Source organism: Bartonella kosoyi (assembly GCF_003606325.2).
Lineage (GTDB): Bacteria > Pseudomonadota > Alphaproteobacteria > Rhizobiales > Rhizobiaceae > Bartonella > Bartonella kosoyi.
The window spans coordinates 1,604,269-1,626,766 of the sequence record NZ_CP031843.2 but is presented as its reverse complement, the minus strand read 5'-3'; the positions used below and the strand labels follow the sequence as shown (position 1 = coordinate 1,626,766).

General features: G+C 36.9%; 17 protein-coding genes. 11 read left to right on the top strand and 6 right to left on the bottom strand.

The window, feature by feature from the left end; all coding sequences use genetic code 11:
- Positions 1–3 precede the first annotated feature (3 nt).
- From D1093_RS07100 to D1093_RS07085, 4 genes are all read right to left on the bottom strand, one after another.
- Positions 4–1,179, bottom strand: coding sequence for a beta-ketoacyl-ACP synthase (locus tag D1093_RS07100; protein WP_120101638.1), 1,176 nt, complete (start codon positions 1,177–1,179; stop codon positions 4–6).
- Positions 1,180–1,189: 10 nt separating this feature from the next.
- Complete coding sequence (locus D1093_RS07095; RefSeq protein WP_120101637.1) at positions 1,190–1,474, bottom strand: acyl carrier protein; 285 nt, start codon at positions 1,472–1,474, stop codon at positions 1,190–1,192.
- Positions 1,475–1,664: 190 nt separating this feature from the next.
- A complete protein-coding gene (locus D1093_RS07090) occupies positions 1,665–3,983 on the bottom strand; it encodes an NADP-dependent malic enzyme (RefSeq protein ID WP_120102378.1) in 2,319 nt (772 codons plus the stop codon).
- Between the two features lie 1,124 nt (positions 3,984–5,107).
- Positions 5,108–9,667: a coiled-coil domain-containing protein gene (locus D1093_RS07085; protein WP_120101633.1), complete on the bottom strand. Its 4,560-nt coding sequence runs from the start codon at positions 9,665–9,667 to the stop codon at positions 5,108–5,110.
- A gap of 683 nt (positions 9,668–10,350) precedes the next feature.
- Here D1093_RS07085 and hfq point away from each other — a divergent pair.
- The 4 genes from hfq to D1093_RS07065 all read left to right on the top strand — a co-directional run bounded on the left by hfq (position 10,351) and on the right by D1093_RS07065 (position 15,181).
- Positions 10,351–10,590, top strand: a complete 240-nt coding sequence (gene hfq / locus D1093_RS07080) for an RNA chaperone Hfq (protein ID WP_005773461.1) — start codon at positions 10,351–10,353, stop codon at positions 10,588–10,590.
- Positions 10,591–10,644: 54 nt separating this feature from the next.
- Positions 10,645–11,988 (top strand): GTPase HflX, encoded by a 1,344-nt coding sequence (gene hflX, locus D1093_RS07075; RefSeq protein WP_120101632.1) that lies wholly within the window; start codon positions 10,645–10,647, stop codon positions 11,986–11,988.
- A 145-nt stretch (positions 11,989–12,133) separates the two neighbouring features.
- The gene (locus D1093_RS07070) at positions 12,134–13,960 is read left to right on the top strand and encodes a hypothetical protein (RefSeq protein ID WP_120101630.1); all 1,827 of its coding nucleotides are present in this window, start codon (positions 12,134–12,136) and stop codon (positions 13,958–13,960) included.
- A gap of 144 nt (positions 13,961–14,104) precedes the next feature.
- Complete coding sequence (locus D1093_RS07065) at positions 14,105–15,181, top strand: COX15/CtaA family protein (protein ID WP_244613975.1); 1,077 nt, start codon at positions 14,105–14,107, stop codon at positions 15,179–15,181.
- A gap of 21 nt (positions 15,182–15,202) precedes the next feature.
- Here D1093_RS07065 and argC read toward each other — a convergent pair whose 3' ends face one another.
- Positions 15,203–16,135, bottom strand: a complete 933-nt coding sequence (gene argC, locus D1093_RS07060; RefSeq protein ID WP_120101627.1) for an N-acetyl-gamma-glutamyl-phosphate reductase — start codon at positions 16,133–16,135, stop codon at positions 15,203–15,205.
- 337 nt (positions 16,136–16,472) lie between these two features.
- Here argC and glyA point away from each other — a divergent pair, with 337 nt between their 5' ends.
- The 6 genes from glyA (at position 16,473) to nusB (ending at position 21,010) form a co-directional block, all read left to right on the top strand.
- Entirely contained in the window at positions 16,473–17,786 is a 1,314-nt protein-coding gene (glyA, locus tag D1093_RS07055; protein WP_120101625.1) for a serine hydroxymethyltransferase, read from the top strand.
- A gap of 13 nt (positions 17,787–17,799) precedes the next feature.
- Entirely contained in the window at positions 17,800–18,282 is a 483-nt protein-coding gene (nrdR, locus tag D1093_RS07050; protein WP_120101623.1) for a transcriptional regulator NrdR, read from the top strand.
- Positions 18,275–19,402: a bifunctional diaminohydroxyphosphoribosylaminopyrimidine deaminase/5-amino-6-(5-phosphoribosylamino)uracil reductase RibD gene (ribD, locus tag D1093_RS07045; RefSeq protein WP_120101622.1), complete on the top strand. Its 1,128-nt coding sequence runs from the start codon at positions 18,275–18,277 to the stop codon at positions 19,400–19,402. The genes nrdR and ribD overlap by 8 nt, the downstream gene beginning before the upstream one ends.
- Entirely contained in the window at positions 19,384–20,001 is a 618-nt protein-coding gene (locus D1093_RS07040) for a riboflavin synthase (RefSeq protein WP_120101620.1), read from the top strand. Before ribD ends, D1093_RS07040 begins: the two co-directional genes overlap by 19 nt.
- A gap of 80 nt (positions 20,002–20,081) precedes the next feature.
- Positions 20,082–20,537, top strand: coding sequence for a 6,7-dimethyl-8-ribityllumazine synthase (locus D1093_RS07035; RefSeq protein ID WP_120101618.1), 456 nt, complete (start codon positions 20,082–20,084; stop codon positions 20,535–20,537).
- A gap of 2 nt (positions 20,538–20,539) precedes the next feature.
- Entirely contained in the window at positions 20,540–21,010 is a 471-nt protein-coding gene (gene nusB, locus D1093_RS07030; RefSeq protein ID WP_005773472.1) for a transcription antitermination factor NusB, read from the top strand.
- Positions 21,011–21,087: 77 nt separating this feature from the next.
- Here nusB and D1093_RS07025 read toward each other — a convergent pair whose 3' ends face one another.
- Positions 21,088–21,567, bottom strand: a complete 480-nt coding sequence (locus D1093_RS07025; protein WP_120101617.1) for an outer membrane protein assembly factor BamE — start codon at positions 21,565–21,567, stop codon at positions 21,088–21,090.
- Positions 21,568–21,789: 222 nt separating this feature from the next.
- On the opposite strand from D1093_RS07025, the gene D1093_RS07020 reads away from it, so the two are divergent.
- Complete coding sequence (locus tag D1093_RS07020) at positions 21,790–22,347, top strand: YceD family protein (protein ID WP_120101615.1); 558 nt, start codon at positions 21,790–21,792, stop codon at positions 22,345–22,347.
- Positions 22,348–22,498: the final 151 nt, after the last annotated feature.

The window sequence follows — 22,498 nt, the reverse complement described above, 5'->3', positions numbered from 1 at the left end:
CCTTCAAACAGCCGTAAGACGTACAATACCTTCAGATCTTTTGATACCAATCGTTGTAACAAATATTTCATGTACTTCTTTAGAAAAAGATTCTTCATGAGGACTTAACGCCGGAAAACAGTGTTTTTTTTCAATTGAAAGTGCTGCAAGGGCAAGTGCTAAAGGAAATTGTGCTTCCCGCATATAACCGAATAATGTTGTAATACCCCGGTAAGATAGATTAGCATCATCAAGAGCATTTTTTTCTGCTTTTGTTGCTTCGTGAGCCCCTGAGGCTGCTGAAATGGCTAAGGAATCTTTAGCGCCTACCATTTTTAACATTGTTGCAATTGATTCCTTAAGCGGCATTTTGGTTCTATCTGTTTGGTCTGTAATAATTTGGCTAATTTCAGCGTAAGCACGTGCGTTACGTTTTTTTGCATGTTCTCTACTTTCAAGAACAAGAAAGACACCACCAGAACCGGTGATAATACCACCACCAAAGTGAATTTTACGATCCCACACTGGGCTCCATCCATTATGGGTTAAAAGACCACCAAGCTCATGGGCCAACAACATATCATAACTTTGTGCATTATAGGAACTTCCTACAAGAGCATGGGTACTTTGTCCTGATTTAATACGGGCTACAGCAATTTGAAGAGCAGAAAGCCCACTGCCTTCTTCTCCCATAAATGTGCGAGATGATCCAGTGACTTTATGAACGATTGAAATATTTCCCGCCAAAAGATTTGAAAGTTGTGCCAAAAATAATGTTGGACGAAGTTCAGTTGAAAGCGCAACATTTAATATAGAAGCGTGATCGGTGACTGCGCGCGCTTTAGAAAGAATCTGTGTATCAACAGTAATATCACGCTCTCCTCCACTTGCTGCTACGATCATGTCCATTGTTGACGTGAATTGTTCATTATTTTTCATGCCGGCATCATCAAGAGCAAGACCAGCCGCATAGGTACCAAGGCGTTGCCATGTTCCCATTTGCCGTTGATCGCTTTTTTTAGGGATTTGTAAACTCCAATCAATTTCAGGCAATTTATGAACTGTGTAGGGCGAAAAAGTTGTACAATCTAGGTTTGGTGTACAAATTGGATCATTTAAGAGATTCCAATGTTGATCAGTTCCTTCTCCAAGAGAGCTTATGAGACCTATACCAGTGATAAATACGGATTGATCATGCATAGTAAAAAAATCACTCCGCCTGTTTTAAGGCAACGAGATCATCAATTTTTGCACAGAGGTTTTTAAGAACAAAATATTCTTCCGTAGCCACTGTACCTTCATTGACTTCTTGCGTCCATTGTTCTAGGGGCACTTTTATTCCGAAGGCTTTATCAATAGCGAAAACAATATCAAGAAAATCAAGACTATCGATTCCCAAATCATCAATTGTATGACTTTCAGGTGTGATTGTACTACGATCAATTTCACTAATTTCTGCAATAATATCAGCAACTTTATCAAACGTGGAAGGCAATGTATGGATTCCTTATTATAGAGTTAGTAAATTCAAAATACATTTAATATCATTCTTCTAGCCTTTTTTCTCTTTAAAAAAAAGTTTTAATCCAGAATATAACTGTCTTTATTTATAGATAAAAATAACTTTACAGTACGTGAAATACTATATCTCAATATTTAAAAAACTTTGAAGTTTTATTGTACATTTATTTTATGAGACTATTTTTCCTATTTGCAGCAAGGACGGCAAGAGCTGTTATATTAACAACGCCGCGTGAGGTTACTGAAGGCGTTAGTATATGGGCGGGACGTGCTGCCCCGATTAAAATAGGACCAACATGGAGTGCATTTGTGAGGCTTTTAACAGTGTTGAGCGTGATGTTGGCTGAATCAAGTGTTGGAAAGACAAGCAAATTCGCTTCACTTTTGAGACGAGAATCAGGAAAAACACGATCACGAAAAACTTTGGAAAGGGCAGCATCACCATGCATTTCACCATCTGCTTCTAAATGAGGGTGTAATTTGGCAAGAATTTCTGTTGCACGGCGCATTTTACGTGCACTTTCTGTGTTTTTAGAACCAAAGTTTGAGTGTGATAATAAGGCTGCTTTGGGTGTTATTCCAAATGCTTCAACTTCTTGAGCGGCCAATACAGTCATTTCAGCGATTTCTTCTGCAGAAGGATTTTCATTGACGTAAGTATCCGTGAGAAAAAGAGTCCGTTGTTGAGAGATAAGCAAACTCATAGCAGAAAAGCGGTGAACATGAGGGTCAAGTCCGATAATTTGTTCAATCAATTCGAGTTGACGTTCAAAACGTCCTTCTAAGCCACAAATCATCGCATCTGCTTCTTCACGCATGACGGCGAGGGCCGCAATAGCCGTTGTTGATGTTCTCACGATTGTTTTTGCCATTTCAGGCGTAACGCCACGTCTTCCTGTATAATGAAAAAATAAATTAACATAATCACGAAAACGTGGATCATCTTCAGGATTTGTTAATTCAAAATCTATATTAGGGCGAATTTTCAAACCAAAGCGTTTTAATCTTGCTTCTACAACATGTGGACGGCCAATAAGGAGAGGTGTTGCTGTTTGTTCTTCAATGACAACTTGCGCTGCACGAAGGACGCGTTCATCTTCACCATTGGCGTAGATGACGCGTTTACGTTTTGCTGTTTTTGCGGCAGCAAATACAGGTTTCATTGTTAAACCAGAAAGAAAAACAAATCGATTGAGGATATCATGGTAGGCTTCCATATCTTCAATGGGACGAAGGGCGACACCCGTTGCCATTGCTGCTTTAGCAACAGCAGGAGCAATACGTAGGATTAAACGCGGATCAAAAGGAGAGGGGATTAGATAGTCTGGTCCAAAATTAGGTGGTTCTTTTGAGTATGCACGGGCTACAACATCTGAAGTTTCTTCACGAGCAAGGGCAGCAATCGCATGAACAGCAGCCATTTTCATTTCTTCGTTAATTGCAGTCGCACCTACGTCTAATGCACCACGAAAGATATAGGGAAAACAAAGGACATTATTAACTTGATTGGGATAATCAGAGCGCCCTGTGCAGATCATTGCATCGGGTCGTATAGAATGTGCTTCTTCCGGCATAATTTCTGGTACTGGATTAGCCAGTGCTAAAATGAGTGGATTTTGAGCCATTTTTTTAAGATATTCAGGCTTTAAAACACCACCCGCCGATAGTCCTAAAAAAATATCTGCATCATTAATAATATCAGATAAAGTTCGTGCGTTAGTTTTTTGTGCATAATTGACTTTCCAACGATCCATAAGGGGTTTGCGACCTTCATAAACAACGCCCTCTAAGTCACTAAGCCAAATATTTTCAACTTTTGCTCCAAGACGGACCAAAAGATTAAGGCAAGCAAGAGCGGCAGCACCTGCACCTGAGGTAACTATTTTGGCATTTTCAATTTTTTTTCCTGAAAGATTTAAGGCATTTAATACAGCCGCTGAAACAATAATGGCCGTTCCATGTTGGTCATCATGAAAAACTGGAATATTCATTTTAGCGCGCAGCTTTTCTTCGATTTCAAAACATTCAGGAGCCTTAATATCTTCAAGATTAATACCACCAAATGTAGGTTCTAGGCTCGATACCGTTTGTACCATTTGCTCTATATCGGATGCATCAATTTCAATATCAAAAACATCAATATTGGCAAATTTTTTGAATAAAACGGCTTTGCCTTCCATAACGGGCTTTGAAGCGAGTGGGCCAATGTTTCCTAAACCAAGAACAGCCGTTCCATTTGATATAACAGCGACTAAATTAGAACGAGATGTATATTGAGCAGCAAGATTGGGATCTTTATGAATTGCAAGACATGGTGCTGCAACACCTGGGGAATAAGCAAGAGCTAAATCACGTTGATTATCAAGAGGTTTTGTTGCTTGTATTTCCAATTTTCCAGGTTTGGGATGTTGGTGATAAAAAAGTGCAGCACTGTCAAGTTCAGCTATTGGTGAACTGAAATTACTCTTTCGTTCTCTAGACATTTTTATGATATCCAAGTTAGTGTATGTTTATATGGTGTTCCATCTACGATAAGGTTTTGTCCACTAATAGATCCTCATTTCTCTGAATATCAAAATGCATGAGCATGAGAAAATTCTTCTGGATCATAAAACCAGTTTGATGTTTCTTTTCATTTGTGCGCAGGAATAATTTTATTGACAGCGGCACATTTGTTTTTCTTTCCTTAATAAAACGCGTAAAAGTGATTAGTCTACAAGCAAATAAAAACATTTAATAATGATTACATTACCAAGCCATTCTTCTTTTTGCAATGCTTACAAAATAAGGAAAGAAAAGAAGAGCTTACTTATTCATTTCATTCGCTTTTTATAAAATATATATTTTATTTAAATTTCTATACGGAAGTAGAAGAAATTTTAAAACAGAAATTTGAAAGTTATAAACCGTTTGTTCAGCTCTTTTTATAAGAAGATAGGAACGTTGAAAATGGAAGGTGTGTTTTTTATTGTTCAATTAATTGTTAATCGTTTAAAGTTGTATTTTTTATATACTGGTAAGTCATGTGTTGTAATAAACAAAAATTTCACTGCAAAAGCTGACATTGCGCATTTTATACAGGAATTCATATATTCCGTATAATGCGTTACTTTATAATTTAGAATGAAATATCTCGTATATTGGATGGGAAATTTGAATACATTAAGATTCATCCATTTTAAATTCGTCTATATAATAAAGAATATTTACTCACATATTTTAAGCGAGAGCGGTATGTGGGTAAAAAAACCTTTAAGAAAGGAATAGAGATGCTTTTTTATGAGCTGTTTTTAATAAAAAGCACGAAAAATTTTGAGAATTAGCAAATAAAATAATATTACTGGTTTTGTTCTTATAAAAAATAAAAGGATTAAGGAAAGAATAGAGAAGTAGAAAATATGTTTTATCATTTTTGAGAATGATAGGCTGTTTGATAAGTGAGTAAGCTTTCTTTAGGGTTATCACTTAGGTTATCAAAGAAAAATGCGTCCAATTATCAGTCTTTGAAGTACAAAGCTCCAGCTGACCGTAAAGCACTCTATGATGAGCAATTAAGACAACTGGAAAAAGAAAAGTGGAAAAATATTTTTTCCACTTTTTTTATTGTCTATTGGATTCGTCCACTTGCATGAGCAAGCATGGTATAAACTTTTCCTGTATCTGATATCAGGTATTTGCGAACTGAGTTGGAAGAACCAGAACTGCGCGATATATCACGTAAGAGCTTTTCGAAGTCCGAAACATATTGATTCACTGAACGCTTAAACTCAAAATCACTCATATATTTTTTCTTAATCATTTCAAATATTGTTTTCCCATTCAAGGTATAAAGGCGTTCTGTTACGATGTTTTTTTGGCCACGTTGATAATGATCCCATAGCTCAACAATGGCATTATGATTAATCGCTTGCACTATACCTGATGCTAACGCGTTAAGAGAACTGTTTGTAGGACGTGATTTTGTTTGCACTGATGTTAAAACAGCATCATTTGGGGTTTCATCATAAAATGTTTCTTCACGTGAAGCTCTCTCTAAGAGATTCGACACCCATTTATTTGGTCTTTTTATGCTTTGATCTTGTTGTAAAACAGGTTTAGGAGGAATGATCTTTTTAATGAACTCAGGAGAATTCTCACTTCTCTTATTAAGCACTGATGATGTAGGAAATGCCGATATTAACTGTTCTTTTGCACTCTTTTGATCATTTTGTATAACACTGATGAGATCTTTTAATGCTGCAATTTGCTCATTCAAAGCCGTACGAATTGTTTGCGTTGTTTCTTTTGTTTTTTCTGGAAGCTTTTTAGCATTTTCATGAATATCATTATTAATCTTTGAAAGCTCTAAACGAACTTCATCCGCGGAGCGACGTATATCTTCTGCTGCTCCCGAAAAACGTGTTGACGCTTCACTAATAAGCCTATTAAGCGATTGTTGGAATGAATCTGTGGCGTTACGCGCATTCTTATCAGAGCGTTCAAGGGCTAAGTTGAAGATTTTTTCATAATGCTCAATCATTTGATTAATTTCATGAGACTTTGAAACAAGTGCATCGCTTAATGCAGAAAGTGTATTACGTTTTTCTTCAAGCGTTGAACTTAGTGAATTTTCAGACTGTTCAAGAACATGAATAGTTTGGGAAAGTGTTTTCGCATGTTCACCAAAACTATTCGTTATATGATTAATTTGTTCAAAGGTGTTGTTTGAGAGTCCTTGCAGAATTTCAACATTATTATTAAGTGCTTGATTTGAGACTGATAAACGCTCTGCTACTTGGTTCGTGTTGCGGAAAAAATTGTTCGTTGTTTCATTAAACTGACCATCGATATTTTGAACAGCTGATAATAAAACATTACTATTTTCTTGGAAGTTGTAAATTGATTGATTCAACTGCTGTAAGATGGACGAGACATTATTCATAAGCTCTTCCTTCATCGCTGTTACTGTTTGAAGTGTTTCAGAGTTTGCTTTGTTTAAGCTATTCACTAAAGATTCATTATGTGCATAAATTCTTTGCTCAGCATCTTGTGTGGAGAGAGAGAGTTGCTCACCAATATGCTGCGTTAAAGAATCAATTGATTCTGTTGTACTTTGTGCTGCTTGATTTAAGTGGTTTGTCAGCTCTGTTATTTTTCCAACATGTTCTGAAATTTGTATTGCTGTCTGATTCTTCGCATCTTCCAGACGGCTTGTTACATCAGAAAGCTGATAGCCTAAATTACTTTTGAGACTTTGCATAGAATGATGAAGAACATCACAACGTTCATTAAGGACTTGCTCTATTGCTGTTGTTGATGTGTGAATTGTTTCATTCAATAATGCTTGTGCATTATGACTGGCTGTTGCGAAGGCTTCGACGGTATGCGCTGTTTGTTCAGACAGAACGGACAGAACTTTTTCACTGGTATCATACACTGTTTTCTTAACGTTTGATACGATGCGATTGCCTGACTCTGAGAGAATATTTTCAGCTTGTGCAGTAGCATTTGTAACAGATGAGAGAATTTGTTCACCCGTAGAAGAAAGCATATCAGAAGCTTTTATAATCTTATTATGCAGATTATCTGTGACTGTATTAACAGAATCTTCTAAGCTAACACGCATATTGTCAACACTATTTTCCAGCGCTTGTTGAATTATCTGACTTTGCTCATTACTCAGCATGAGAGACGTTTTTAACGTGTCAGAACGTTCCTCAATAACAGATGTTTGCATATCAATGGCTTCACAGACCTGGCTAAATTTTTCAGATAATGTTTCCTCTAGCGTTGTTGCCCGTTCAAAAATTTTGTGTGCACGATCTTCTAAATTTGTATCGAATGATTCCATACGCGTTTCAAGGGTTTCGAAGAAAACACCACTCGATTGAGAGAGAGTATTCTTTAAAACTTCAGCGTGGCTTTCAAGGTTTTTTATATGATCTTGAACTGTTTCAGTAATGTTTTTATTATTGGTGGCGATTGCACTCTCAACTAAGTCTATTTGCTGTTTCAATGCTACATCGACACGTATATCACTTTTTGCGATGAGATTATGGATTGTTTCCATGCGCTGTTCGAGAGTGCGCGCTTGATCAGCAAGAACTTCATTAAGAGAAAAGCTATTAATTGCCAAAGAGTCACGCAGAGCATCGGCACGGATATCAATATTTCTCGCTTGTGCTTCTAAAGCATCTTGCGTTGTATTGCAACTTTGTACAATGACTTCTTGTAGTTTGTCAGTGCATTGAATGATATTTTCAATGTGATTTCCAGCTTGTTTATCAACGAGTTGAGCATTGTCAGTCAAAACTTTTTCGATATGAGACGTATTTTGGACCAAGACATCAATCTGATTTCTTAATGCATCAGCGATTTTATTCTTCTCGCTATCAAGCATGTCTGCCATGAGAGCTCGTTGATCAGAAAGTTGCAATTTAAAATCTTGTGAACGTTCTTGTATAATATCAACAATGGCATTGTCGATATGTTGAATTTCTTCTCTCAAGTTTTCTTTACTTTTATCAATTGCAGACAGAATAGCTTCACGTCCATTTGTAAATGCATGGGTAATGTCTGCTGTTTTTTCTTGGAGATTTTCATTTATTTTCAAAACATGTGCTTCCAAAAAGTTACCAAGTTTTTCGGCATTATCCTCTAAAGCTTGGCTGCGTTCTATAAAGGAATCAATAATGGAGTTACTGTGTTCTTTAAGAGAAAAATCAACAGTTGCTAAACGTTGTTCAAAGGCTCCAATGGCTTGTGAGGTTATATTATCAAATTTAGAAGAGAGTTTATGTGCTTGATCATCAAGCTTTAAGATTTTCTCATCAAAGTTCTGTAGAGATTGATTATTGCGATCAAGAAGAGCTTTATCTAAGGCTTTAAACTTTTCATCGACAACGTGCAAAGTTTGATCGGTTACTGTTTGTATATGCGTTGCAATTTTAGCAGCATGCACTTCTGCTTTTGCTGCTGTTTCGTTAAAGGTTTTCTCTATTTGTTTCTCATTATAATCAAATCGTTTTGCAAAACCATCAAAGTTTTTTCCTAATTCATCAAAAAACTTTGTGTTTTTCTGCTGAATTTGTGTTGTTGTTTCGTTAAATTTTTCAACAAGCTGATTTGTTACACCATCACCGGCATAGGAAAGTTTTTCAACAAGGTCTTCACCTTGTTTTTGTAAAGTTTGAGAAAGAGTTTGTGCAAGCTTTTCAACATTGGTGACAATTTTAGAAGTAACCAAGCCAAATTCATCACTCAGTTGTTCTTGTGTTCCTTTAATTGTTGATTGTACGCGATCGGCATGATTCAAAATGGCTATGCGTTCATTACTCAATTCTTTGATGAGTGTATGAATGCGTGATTCATTTTCAGCATAAGCTTGTTCTAGGTTGTGAACTTCACCTTGTATGATTGCTTCAAGTTCAACAGCACGTCCAAGAGTCCTTTCAATCCCTTCGTTCATTGCCGCGACTTCTTCACGAATGGTTTGCCCTATCGCAATAGCTTGTTTTTCAGATAACTGTTGTGGTTCACTAAGGCGTTGCGCAGCATTTGTCATTAGAAGAGCAATATTATGCAATTCGTTCGAACGTTTTGTTAATTGAGCAACACCCCAAGATATAAGGATAGGAATTGCTGTTCCGGCCGCTACAGCGAGTCCTGTTGGGGATGTCACAAAAGTACTGATATTAGACAAAGAGCTTAGTCCAGCTGGGGCGAGTTTATGGGCAATAAAAGCTCCCCCAGTTGCCCATAAAGCACTAAGCGCTGTTGTATACCAGTAGATTCGAGAGGAAGAACGGTGCTTTAAGAGTCCAAAATTTACAGGGGTTGTTATATCATCATTTGCAGGAAGAAGTTTTGTCGATAACAATGTATTGTAAACCGTTCCCCCTGAAATATCAGGTGAAGTTTTTGGAGCAAAAAGCTGTCCAACAACGGATTTGTCAATAACAGCATCATCATGAATATTAGAGACAAAAGTTGAAGGACCATTTTCAGCAAAAAATTCTTCTTCTGCCATTGCAATTTTTTGAATCAAATCATCGACATTAACGATATTTTCAGAATTATTCGATGATATTGTCTCAAATTCTGTGTCATCAAAATCAAAGTTCATCGCTTTTGTGAGGGCTTCTTCAACTTCAACTTCAAATGTTTGCAATTTGGTTCTGCGTGCCATACTCGCCTCGTACTCTATACAGACGGGAAAAAGGGATACGTCCTCTTCCACATAATTTCCGCATACTAGCTGTTAATCATTTAGAAAGGAATATGCTGAGGAAAAAAATTTAAAAACTTATCAAAATAAAGTTAACGCGGTATCTTATACTTTGTTTAAAAAGGTTATAAAATATAATAAAAACAAATCATTATTCGATTCTAACAAAAATAAAAATACTGTTTACAACTTGTGCTTATAAAAAGCTGGGCCAACCTATTCTTTTTGAGATAAGGACAATTTAATGGCAATGATATATTAGTGATATATTAATGTAAAAAAAACAATGCAGTGTAAATGCATTTTTTTAAATATTGATGATCAATAATAAATGTTGTTGTCCGCTTACTTTTATTGATTCTAAACGAAGAAATTTACCATCTCACAGAGTATCTATAATAGTTTAAAATGTATAAAAATCTGTCTTTAAACTGTAAGTTCATAAAAAAGTAAACGTGAAAAAATTTGAATTTAATGATAGATTTTCATAAGCTGTACTTTATTATTGCTTTAAAGAGCAGTTTTTTCTAATATTTCAGTTGTTTGTTGCTAAAATTTGAAGCTTCTACATTGACAATTGAATATTTTTCAGTCGATATGCATGCACGAATATTTTATGCAATCGAGATGAAGGTGTAAGAATAATGGCAGAGCGATCACAACACCTGCAAGATGTATTTTTAAATACGGTGCGTAAGCAAAAAATTTCCCTTACAATTTTTCTTGTTAATGGCGTTAAACTCACGGGTATTGTAACTTCATTTGATAATTTTTGTGTCCTTTTGCGTCGAGATGGACACGCGCAATTGGTTTATAAGCATGCTATTTCTACGATTATGCCCGGACAGCCTGTACAGATGTTTGAAGGAGAAAGTCCTGAGTAAACACATCATTTTAAGATAAACCTCTTATCCCATTTTTAAAGTCCTTAGATTGCTATGATAAATGAAAATGAGAGATTAGGAGAGGTATTTTCGCAAATTATAAAACAAGTGCGCGCACTTGTTTTGATACCGATTTTTCAAGAGAATAGAACTGAAAATTCTTTGAGAGAATGCTCTAGATCTTCTCGCCTTCAAGAGGCATTGGGGTTAGCGCATGCTATAAGGTTAGAAGTTGTTCATTATGAAATAATTAACATTTTAACCCCTCGTCCTGCGACTCTCTTTGGAAAAGGTAAAGCTGATGCGCTTGCCAATTATATCCATGAATATTCCATTGAGCTTGCGATTATAGATCACTTTTTAACGCCAATACAGCAGCGTAATTTAGAAAAATTATGGAATTGTAAAGTTATCGATAGGACGGCTTTGATTCTTGAAATTTTTGGTGATCGTGCACGAACAAAAGAAGGGGTTTTGCAAGTAGAATTGGCGCATTTGTCCTATCAAAAAGGGCGGCTTGTGCGGAGTTGGACGCACTTGGAAAGGCAACGAGGGGGGCGTGGCTTCTTAGGTGGACCTGGTGAAACGCAAATTGAAGCAGACAGGCGTCTTTTACAAGAGAAAATTATTCGTATTCGCCGCGAATTGGAAACGGTTATTAAAACGCGTGCACTTCATAGAGCAAAAAGAAAAAAAACATCTTATCCTGTTGTGGCACTAGTAGGATATACGAATGCAGGAAAGTCAACACTTTTTAACCGTTTAAGCGGTGCTGATGTTTTAGCAAAGAATATGTTATTTGCAACGCTTGATCCGACTTTACGCAAAGTTGTTCTTCCCCATGGAAAAACTATTCTTTTGTCTGATACTGTAGGCTTTATCTCTAATTTGCCAACAAATTTGATTGCAGCTTTTAGAGCCACCCTTGAAGAAGTGATTGAAGCGGATCTCATTATTCATGTAAGAGATATGTCGGATCTTGATCATCGAGCCCATGCCCAAGATGTCTTAGAAGTTCTTTCAAGTCTTGATATCGATATTGATGATCTAGAGCATATCATAGAAGTTTGGAATAAGATTGATATGTTAGATGAGCAAGCTTTGAATGTTTTACAAACGAGCGCAATGACACGGTCAAATCCTGCGCTCATAGTATCAGCCCTTAAAGGGGATGGGCTCGATCAATTATTAAGAACTATTGAAAAGCGACTTTTTGGAGAGGTCCAGAGCGTTGAATATCTTTTAAAACCTCATGAAATGTCACTTATTGATTGGTTTTATGAAAACTCTGCGGAAATAAAGCAGGAAGGGCATGATGATGGGGCTATTACCATTAGAGCTGTTCTTACTTCTGAAGCAAAAAAACAATTAGAGAACATTAAAAAAAATATGAATTAAGTTTTTTAAAGCTATTGTTGAACGTTTTTGCTTAAATTTTATGTTTTTCTTATCTCAAAATAATATGAAAGCAAGTTAAGAGGATAGTTACTACTTTCTCTTAAATAAAACGATATGAAGAAGTATTTTTCTGGTTAAAATAAAGATGAGTCTTAACTGTAATAAAAGACTGTTCGTACGTACAGTATGGCGAAACATTTTGATTGTTTTGCTGTTACAAATGCTGTGTATCTCTTTGATTTGGTTTTATTATTTTATTCAGCCCCGTGGTTACCAAGCAACTTTAGTATTTTCATTATCTGATTCTGTAGGAAAGCCATTACCCATTGAAAAACAAGACAATGTTATCGCATTTTTGCTTTCACAGCCTATATTTTCAGATGATTCGAATTTTTCTTTAAGTGATTCTTATAAGAAAAAAAAACAAGAAAATATTCGTTTATCGCGTCATGGTGATCTTATCAATCTGACTGTTGAAGCTGAAACATTTGAAGCAGCTCAACGAGGAGTAGAAACTTGGTTTTCTGCATTTTCACAAGTAATCATAAGACAGAAACAGTCTTTGTTAAATGAGAAATTAGAAGACAAACAATATGATAATACCGCAATCGTTAATATCATGCAGGGATTTCGTGCCTCTGTTGATTCTTTTATTCAGCATGGTGTAAAACAAACAGAGCTGAATGATCTTTCGATGCAATTAACGCAAGCAACTTTAAAGCGTATTCACTTAACAAGTTTAAATTCAACAATTAACATGATGCGTGAAAATGGGCAATCTTTACTGTCCTTATCGTTTATTGCAGATAATTCAGCAATTGTTGCTCTGGAATCTAAACGTGATCTCTTGGAAACACAAAGAGCACATATGGCTGCACAATTGGGGTGGAATCATCCTCAAATTAAGGCCATGACTGCGGAATTAGAGACGGTTTCTCAGCAATTAAAAAATAAAATTTTACAGATCGTTTATCAAGTCCATTCAGATGAGATTATTGCAACGGAGTTGGAAAAACAGCTCAAAAAAAGGGTAAGCTTTTTTGTAAAAGATCAATCACAATCTTGGAATCAAATATTTAACGAGTTTGAAAATAAAATAAAAGTAGAGATCGATGCACAAAATAAAGCGATGAGTAAATTTGCTCAAGGGAGAGAAAAAGTTATTGGTTCATATCGGGGATTGAATGATGATTCTCTTCTCTTGCAAAATACAAAGATCCACGTGGTTATGCCAACAACGTTAACGCCAATTTCTTTTATGGCTCTTTATGGAAAAAATATTCTTGTGAGCGCATTGATGAGCTTCCTTACTCTTTTGCTTGGAATAGTGTTATTTTATCCGTGCTTTAAAGACAAAAAAGATCAATCCTCAGAAGAGGACTTGAGCTCAAAAGAAAATGTTTTCAAGAAGAATGAGAGTATTCTAGTTTCTCAAGAAATGAAAAGTCTTGAAGCTTTTATTACAATAGAGGGATTATCTGATGTGTTGAAATGGCGTGCCTCAACCGTTATTTCAATCATTGGACAAGAGGCTGCACGGACAGCAGCAAAACTTTCTCTTCATCTTACAAAAGAAAACAAAACAATTTTGTTGGTTGATATCTCTGGTCAACAAATAGAGAAAGTCATTGGTCCACATCGAGGGTTGAGTGATATTTTAACGGGCCATGCTCAGTTGCATGATGTTATTTACCGTGATTATGATACGGGGGTTGATATTCTCCCTCAGGGATTAACAAGTGCTGTTTCTGCACAAGATTTTTCAAATAATATTTCTCATATATTACAAGAATTTAAAAAAGAGTACGATTTTATCATTTTAGAGATGGCAAGCGAACCCAAATATGGATTTGAGCAATTTGCAGAGCTAACGGATTATTATATTTGTCATACTGTTCTTAGTGAACAGGATTGGATGATGCGGATGGTCAGCCGCTTTCCAAAGACTGTTTATCGCGTTGTTGCATTATAAACTTCGTGAAAAAGAAATATGTATCACGTGTTATAGTGCTGCACTTGTTTTTTGCTAAAGTTTGAGTACATACTAAAGTAGGAAAGTTTTATGTTTAAATTTTAAAATGCATTGTAGTTGGAGAGAAGCGTGGGGCAATCAGAGATGGCAGTAAAGAGATTAAACGATACCTTTTTAACAACTGTACAAAAGAGAAATCGAAAGCAAATTCAGGTGTGGCTTTACTCTATTTTATTACTTTGCTTGGCCATTGTCTTAGTGGGGGGTGCAACTCGTTTGACGGGATCAGGATTATCGATAACAGAATGGAAGCCAATACACGGTATTATCCCACCGATTGGTGTTGATCAATGGCAAGAGGAGTTTTTAAAATATCAACAAATAACACAGTATAAGCTGCTTAATCGTGATATGACTTTAAGTGCTTTTAAAGTTATTTTTTGGTGGGAATGGGCACACCGTGTTCTTGGGCGCCTTGTTGGTCTTGTCGCTTTATTGGGGTTAATTGGGTTTTGGGCAACGAAGCGTATTGAAAAAAATATTTTATTCCCGCTTATCATTGTACCGATCCTTATCGCCTTTCAAGGCTTTATTGGCTGGTGGATGGTGGCTTCAGGGATTGGACAAAGTAATTTAACAAGTGTGAGCCAATATCGTTTAGCATTTCATCTTATAACGGCATGTTTGGTTATTATTTTTGTTACTTATTTATCTCGAGGACTTGCAGAATATTCAGAAAAACCAGCCAATCAAAAGGTGCAACATTTTGCAGCTTGGCTTGTTATTCTCGTTTTGATAGAAATTTATTTGGGTGCTTTGGTTGCGGGACTTCATGCGGGAAAGGTCTATAATACATGGCCTCTTATGGATGGTCAGATTATTCCTGACGGATTGTTGCAGCATCGCCCTTATTGGCTTAATTTATTCGAAAATCCTTTAACGGTTCAATTTATTCATCGGTTTTTTGCTTATTTTTTATTTATTGTCTCGGCTCTTCATGCTTTCTATGTGCGAAAAAATGTTCCACATTCAACGCACTCTCGTCGTGCATTTCTTATCTGTGTTATGATCATTATCCAGGCACTTTTAGGGATTTTGACACTGTTACATGAGGTTCCAATAAGTTTGGGACTCATTCATCAAAGTATGGCACTAGTCGTGTTGTGTTTTACAGTTGCACACTGGCGAGCAACAAAAGGGGCATATCGCATTGTTGAATAAAAGTTTATATCAAGACGGCGTTTAATTAACTGAAAGCATTAAATCGAGATTTTGGATAGCAGCAGCTGATGCGCCTTTTCCTAAATTATCGAAGAGGGCACAGAGATTAAAAATTCCTTCGCGATCGTTTCCAAATACGAACAGTTTCATACCATCTTTATTGGCAAAACATTCTGGATTCAGTCTTTGAAGAGAAGCCGTTTCATCTTGTGATGCCACTGAAATGACGTTTTGTCCTTCGTAATGGTTTGCAAGAATTTCACGCAGATCAGAACAGTTTGCTGATTTTGTGAATAAATGGCGGTGTAGTGGAAGATTCACAATCATTCCTTGAGGGAAACGGCCTACACTGGGTATAAAGAGTGGCGTTTGATTAATTTGTCCATGGAGTTTAATTTCTGGCACATGTTTGTGTTCAAGATTAAGGCCATAGATAAAATAATTTTCCTGAATATTTTCTTGAGATTGATTTTCCATTTGGGTAATCAATTGTTTTCCACCACCGGTATAACCGGAGATTGCATAAATCGAGATGGGATAGTCTGCGTCTAGCAATCCTGCTTCGCGAAGGGGGCGAATCAAGCTAATGGCACCGGTAGGATAACATCCAGGATTAGAGACGTAATGGGCTGCTTGAATGCGATTTCTTTGACCTGCTGTCATTTCAGGAAAACCGTAGACCCAGTTTGGTGCAACACGGTGAGCTGTTGAGCTATCAATAACCCTAATGTTTTTATTCTTTTTTAGCCAATGAATAGTTTTACGTGCTGCGTCATCTGGAAGACATAAAATGGCAATATCCGTTTGAGTAAGATAGTCTTGCCGCAGATGAACATTATGGCGATCTTTATGAGCAAGAGAGAGCAGTTTTAAATCTGTACGTTTCTCTAAACGCTTTTGTATTTGTAGCCCGGTTGTGCCGTGTTCACCATCAATAAAAACTTTGGTTACCATTCTTAACTTGCCTTGTATTAATTTGCCCTACGTATCCAGTTTTTCTCATTATAATTTATTTTAAATCATTACCAACTTAAATCATAATCATTAACTTATTGAATTTCTTTAGGTTATAGATATTTTTTGTAAAGGCTATCGACAAGCGCGTAAAAGAAGAAACGTAACTTCATTTTCACTCTTCTTATGAGCGAAGTTTTTTACTGTTTCTATGCGAGGAATAAGATAGATATTTGTATCAGTATTTTTGAGTGTAAGTGGTTTAAAATGTTTGGTTTGCATGGTTTGCTGTGTTATCGTTTAGTGACTTTATTTTTTAATGTTAGGAATGTGTTTTATGACTCAGCAAGAAAATGACGCACAAAAGCGCTTTTTTAATGATAATTTACAGACAGTTGATGGTGCAATTTTTAATGCCATTAGGGGGGAATTTGAGCGTCAACAACATGAGATTGAGCTGATTGCTTCAGAGAATATTGTTTCAAGAGCGGTTCTTGAAGCACAGGGGTCTGTTTTAACCAATAAATATGCAGAAGGTTATCCAAGAAAGCGCTACTATGGTGGGTGTCAATTTGTCGATGTTGTTGAAGATTTAGCCATTGAAAGAGCAAAACAGCTTTTTGGTGCTGCTTTTGCAAATGTACAGCCTAATTCTGGTAGCCAAATGAATCAAGCTGTCTTTCTGGCGTTACTCCAGCCTGGTGACACATTTATGGGATTGGATTTAAATGCTGGTGGTCACCTTACACATGGTTCGTCTGTCAATATGTCAGGAAAATGGTTCGATGTTGTTTCCTATGGTGTTCGTCAAGAGGATCAGATTATTGATATGGATGAGGTTGAACGGCTTGCAAAGGAACGTAAGCCAAAACTTATTATTGCAGGGGGCTCATCTTATCCTCGATTCTGGGATTGGAAACGATTCCGTGAAATTGCAGATGAAATCGGTGCTTATCTTCTCGTTGATATGTCTCATATTGCTGGTCTTGTTGCTGGTGGTGTACATCCTTCCCCTGTTCCACATGCGCATATTGTAACGACAACAACACATAAATCGCTTCGAGGTCCTCGTGGTGGTTTGATATTGACAAATGATGAGGCTTTATCCAGAAAAATTAATTCCGCTATTTTTCCTGGTCTTCAAGGGGGACCTTTAATGCATGTGATTGCGGCAAAAGCTGTTGCATTTGGGGAGGCTTTGCATCCTTCTTTCAAGAGTTACAGTGTCAATGTTGTCGCGAATGCAAAAACTTTAGCAAAAGCATTACAGAGTAATGGTTTTAATATTGTTTCTGGCGGTACAGACAATCATTTATTATTGGTTGATTTACGTTCGAAAAATCTAACAGGGAAACGTGCTGAATCGGCTTTAGGACGCGCTCATATTACCTGCAATAAAAATGGCATTCCTTTTGACCCTGAAACGCCATCTATAACATCGGGAATTCGTTTGGGATCACCTGCTGCTACAACGCGTGGTTTTTTAGAAAAAGAGTTCGTTCAAGTTGCGCATCTGATTGCAGAAGTTCTTGATGGTCTTCGGAACGCAAAAAGCGATGAAGATAATCATGACCTTGAAGTGGCTGTTAAGAAAAAGGTGGAAGATATAACGAATCAATTTCCTCTTTACTCTTATCTGAGCACGCGTTAAGGATAAAAAAGAGATGCGCTGTCCTTACTGTCAATATGAGGATACACAGGTTAAAGATTCACGTCCAGCAGAAGAGGGGGCGGTGATTCGCCGCCGCCGTGTGTGTTCCGTTTGCGGTGGTCGTTTTACAACTTTTGAACGTGTTCAATTGCGTGAGCTTTTGGTTACTAAAAAAAGTGGACGATGTGAGCCATTTGATCGTGATAAATTAATGCGATCCGTTGATGTGGCTGTACGAAAGCGCAATATTGATCCTGATCGTATTGAACGAGCAATCTCTGGCATTGTACGCCAGCTTGAGGGGTTGGGGGAACCAGAGGTTGCTTCAGAAAAAATTGGACATCTTGTGATGGAAGCATTAAAAAGAATTGATGATATTGCTTATATCCGTTTTGCTTCTGTGTATCGAGATTTTCGTAATGCAAGCGATTTTCACGATATTATCGATGAGTTGTCAAAGGGTATAGCGGATACAGAATCTCGTTTTGATGAATAAAAAAGTGCAAGATGAACGGTTTATGGCTGCCGCTATCCGTTTAGCAGAGCGCCATGTGGGGCGTACTGGTGAGAATCCTTCAGTTGGTGCATTAATTGTACAAAATGATGACTGTGCGGGGCCATTTATTGTTGGCTATGGCGTTACAGCTTTTCACGGGAGGCCTCATGCGGAAGTGCAAGCTTTACGCATGGCTGGTTCTCTAGCTCAAGGAGCAACTGCCTATGTTACTTTAGAACCTTGCGCACATTATGGAAAAACTTCTCCGTGTGTTAAGGCACTTATTGATTCAGGTATTTCCCGAGTTGTTGTTGCTCTGACCGATTGTGACAAGCGTGTGGATGGTCGTGGTCTTGCTCTTTTGCGTGCGGTGGGTGTTGAAGTCGTTGAGGGTATTTTAGCTGAAGAGGCTTTTGAAGCTTTATGGACGCATTGGTGTATAAGAAAGTTACAACGTTGTGCTGTCACTTTAAAAATGGCAATTTCTGCCGATAATAGTGTGGGAAAAAGAAAGGAGGGGGGAATAAAAATTAGTGGAACGCTTTCCCATACCCATACGCATATTCTACGGGCTCAAAACAACGCTATTCTCGTTGGTATTGGGACTATATTAGCCGATGATCCACAGCTTAATTGCCGCTTGCCAGGAATGGAAATGCGCTCGCCAATTCGTATTATTTTGGATGCAGATTTATCTATCCCTCTTGATGCGAAAGTTGTCCAAACAGCCATAAAAACTCCTACGTGGGTTATTTGTAATGGGGATCTTTCAAAGAAAAACAAAAAAAACGCATTGGAGCACTATGGTGTGTCTGTTTATTCAGTAGAGATGAATAATGGTTTTGTAGACCCCTTTGTTCTTTTACAGATGCTTTATAAACAGGGAATTAATAGTGTTTTACTGGAAGGGGGTGTAAAGACAGGAGAAAAGTTTTTGAATGCTGGTTGTGTTGATCATTTGATATGTTTTTATAGTCCCGTTGTCTTAGGAAAAAAAGGGATTACTGCCCCTCATTTTGGAAATTATCTTTCGCAATTTCATGAGATTGAGACAAAAATGTTTGGAAATGACCGTTTTTATAAATGGAGACGTAAGACATTATGTTCACAGGAATTATAACGGATATCGGTTGTGTTGAAGATATTCAATCTTTAAAGCAGGGGATGCGTGTAAAGATTTCTACACACTATGCTGTAGAAAGCTTAGTAATTGGTGCGTCAATTGCGTGTTCAGGAATTTGTCTGACAGTTGTGGAACGAGGTTTTAAACAAGAAGATTCCAATTGGTTTGTTGTTGAGGCGTGGGAAGAAACATTACGTTTAACAAATCTTGCCCAATGGAAAAAAGGAACTTTTGTTAATTTAGAGCGTTCGCTTCGATTGGGTGATGAAATGGGAGGGCATTTGGTTTCTGGTCATATTGATGGCTTGGCTGAAATCATTGAACAAAAAAATGAAGGGGATGCAATTCGTTTTTATTTAAAAGTTTCAAGACAATTTATGCCTTTCATTGTACCTAAGGGATCAGTCGCTCTTAATGGGACATCTTTGACTGTTAATAGTGTGGAGGATTGCGTTTTTGATGTTCTTATTATTCTCCATACACTTGAAGTGACAACATGGGGAGAAGCTAAAATTGGAGATTGGGTCAATTTGGAAACTGACCAACTTGCTCGTTATGCTGCTAAGCTTTTTGCTTTTAAAAGAGACGATGAATAAGCGACAATTCTATTGATCGTTTTTAGAATTTTATGCTCTATACCTTTGAGTTTTTTGATTCGTTTTTATGGAATTTCATTATGATGAAAGAGATACGTAAAAAGCCTCACATATTGATTGTTGAAGCACGTTTTTATGAAGAGATTTCTGATGCGCTTTTGAAAGGGGCTGTGAATGCCTTGCAAAAAGCTGAAGCAAGCTATGATATTATAACAGTTCCAGGAGCCTTAGAAATACCAGCTGCAATAGCTTTTGCTGAACAAAATAAGATATCTTATGATGGTTATGTTGCACTGGGTTGTGTTATTCGGGGGGAGACATATCACTTTGAAATTGTTGCCAACGATTCTTGTCGGTCCTTGATGGATTTAACTATTCATAAGCACTTAGCTATTGGAAATGGTATTTTAACTGTTGAAAATGAAGAGCAAGCATGGGTACGCGCAAAACAAGATGGCAAAAATAAAGGTGGTTTTGCAGCTGAAGCTGCTTTATGTATGATCGCTCTAAAAAAGAGATTTGGAGATAATCGTTAAGTATGGCTGATATAAAAAGCAGACATTTTCCGCGTTCAGCCAATAAACGTGGAGCAGCAAGACTCGCTGCGGTTCAGGCTCTCTATCAAATGGATATCGTGGGTTCGGGAGTGATGGAAACAGCTGCTGAATATGAGGCTTATCGTTTGGGAAAAGATATTGATGGAAACCAGTATCTTGAAGCTGATTTTCAATGGTTTTTGGCGATTATAACGGGTGTTGTCAAAGACCAAAAGCAGCTTGATCCTCTGCTTCATCAACAGCTTTCTGCAGAATGGTCTCTTTCACGTCTTGATTCTATATTGCGAGCAATTTTACGAGCCGCTTTGTGGGAGCTGATCAACCGTAAAGATGTTCCTGTTGCGGTCGTCATGAATGAATATGTTGATATAGCTAAAGCGTTTTTTGAAGGGGATGAGCCAAAACTTGTTAATGCCGTTCTTGACAGTATGGCAAAGAAAATCCGCTCTTAATGATGATATTATCTCATATGATGAGGCCTGATAACATCAGACGTCATCATATTGGAAGGATAAGTGGACGATATCTTCTACCTAGGGGGTGGTAGATTCGCAGGGCCTTTTATAATTTGAATTAAGAAGGGATGTTCTTTTGTTAATGTTGGTGTTGTTTGCGTAATAAAATCAAATACTTGACCGTCTTGTAGACCATAGTGAGCAACTTTTGCAACCTGATTGTTTTTATTGAAGTAAATAGCTAAAACTTTGCGGTCAATAATCTTTGTTTTCATAAACTGCATCCCACGATAACGTGTTTGTGAGATGTAATAAAAGACTTCATTATCATATTTTGTTTTTAATGAAGGTGTTCCTAAAGTTAAAAGAACTTGCTCTTGACTTGAGCCAATAGAAATAGAACTGAGAGCATTTTTATCAAGAATATAGCCCTCTCTATACATTTGGCTTGACCCTGAAGAATCAAGAAGACTGCAACCTCCAACTGTTACGATGCTTGCTATTGATAAACCAACCAACAATTTGCGTTTGATTAAGGCTATTATGTGAGGCATTTGAAACAATGATATCTCCTTTATACTGAGATGTATGACAAGAAGGCAACCTCAAGTTTTTTCTAATTTTAGTTTAATCTACCGTAGCTTACATTGAGTTTCCCTGTTATAAGACAAATTATGCCATATAGAATTTCTTTAGAAAAGAAAAAAATGAATGAAATATACTTGAGCTAAATAAAAATACTGTGCTTTATAGATTTTCATGTTTGGGAGTTGTCAATGAATGTTCAAAATGTTTCTCAAATGGCATTTGCTTTGGCCTATCCAATATCCGTCCGTTCTCTTCCTGCTAAAGGGATAAGAGTTCATCTTTGTGCAAATAAAAAAGAATGTACACATTTAGCTCAAAACCATGATTTAGTTGAAGTAAAATCTTGTCAGGGAAAATTCCATATTCTTCCGTGGAAAAAACGCGGTGTGCGTATAAAAGGTTTGTTGCAAGCGCATATAATACAGTTATGTGTTGTTACATTAGAACCATTAGAAAATATTCTTCGTGAAAATATTGAGGTTTTTTTTGTTCCAGAAGATTCAAATTTGATGAAGCCAAAAATATCAGAAGATACACGAGAATTATTTTTGGATGCGGAGGGACTTGATACGCCGGAAATATTTTATAATGATAAAATTGATATTGGTGCAATCATGGAAGAGTTTTTTGAGTTGTCTATTAATCGTTATCCACGTAAAGAGGGGATAACGATGCATGTGGTTAAAGATTTAGGAGGAGCAGAGCAAAAGCTCTCGCCATTTTCTGTTTTGAAAAATTGGAAGTGATTGTAAAAACATAAAAAAATTATCTATTGTATACTACGATAAAAACGGTATTTTCTGCGGATCTATTTTCGCAAGATATGTTTTATGAGTTTGAGTTACCAAAAATCATAATGTGCGTTTAAAAATGTAAATGAAAAGATGTGGGATATGC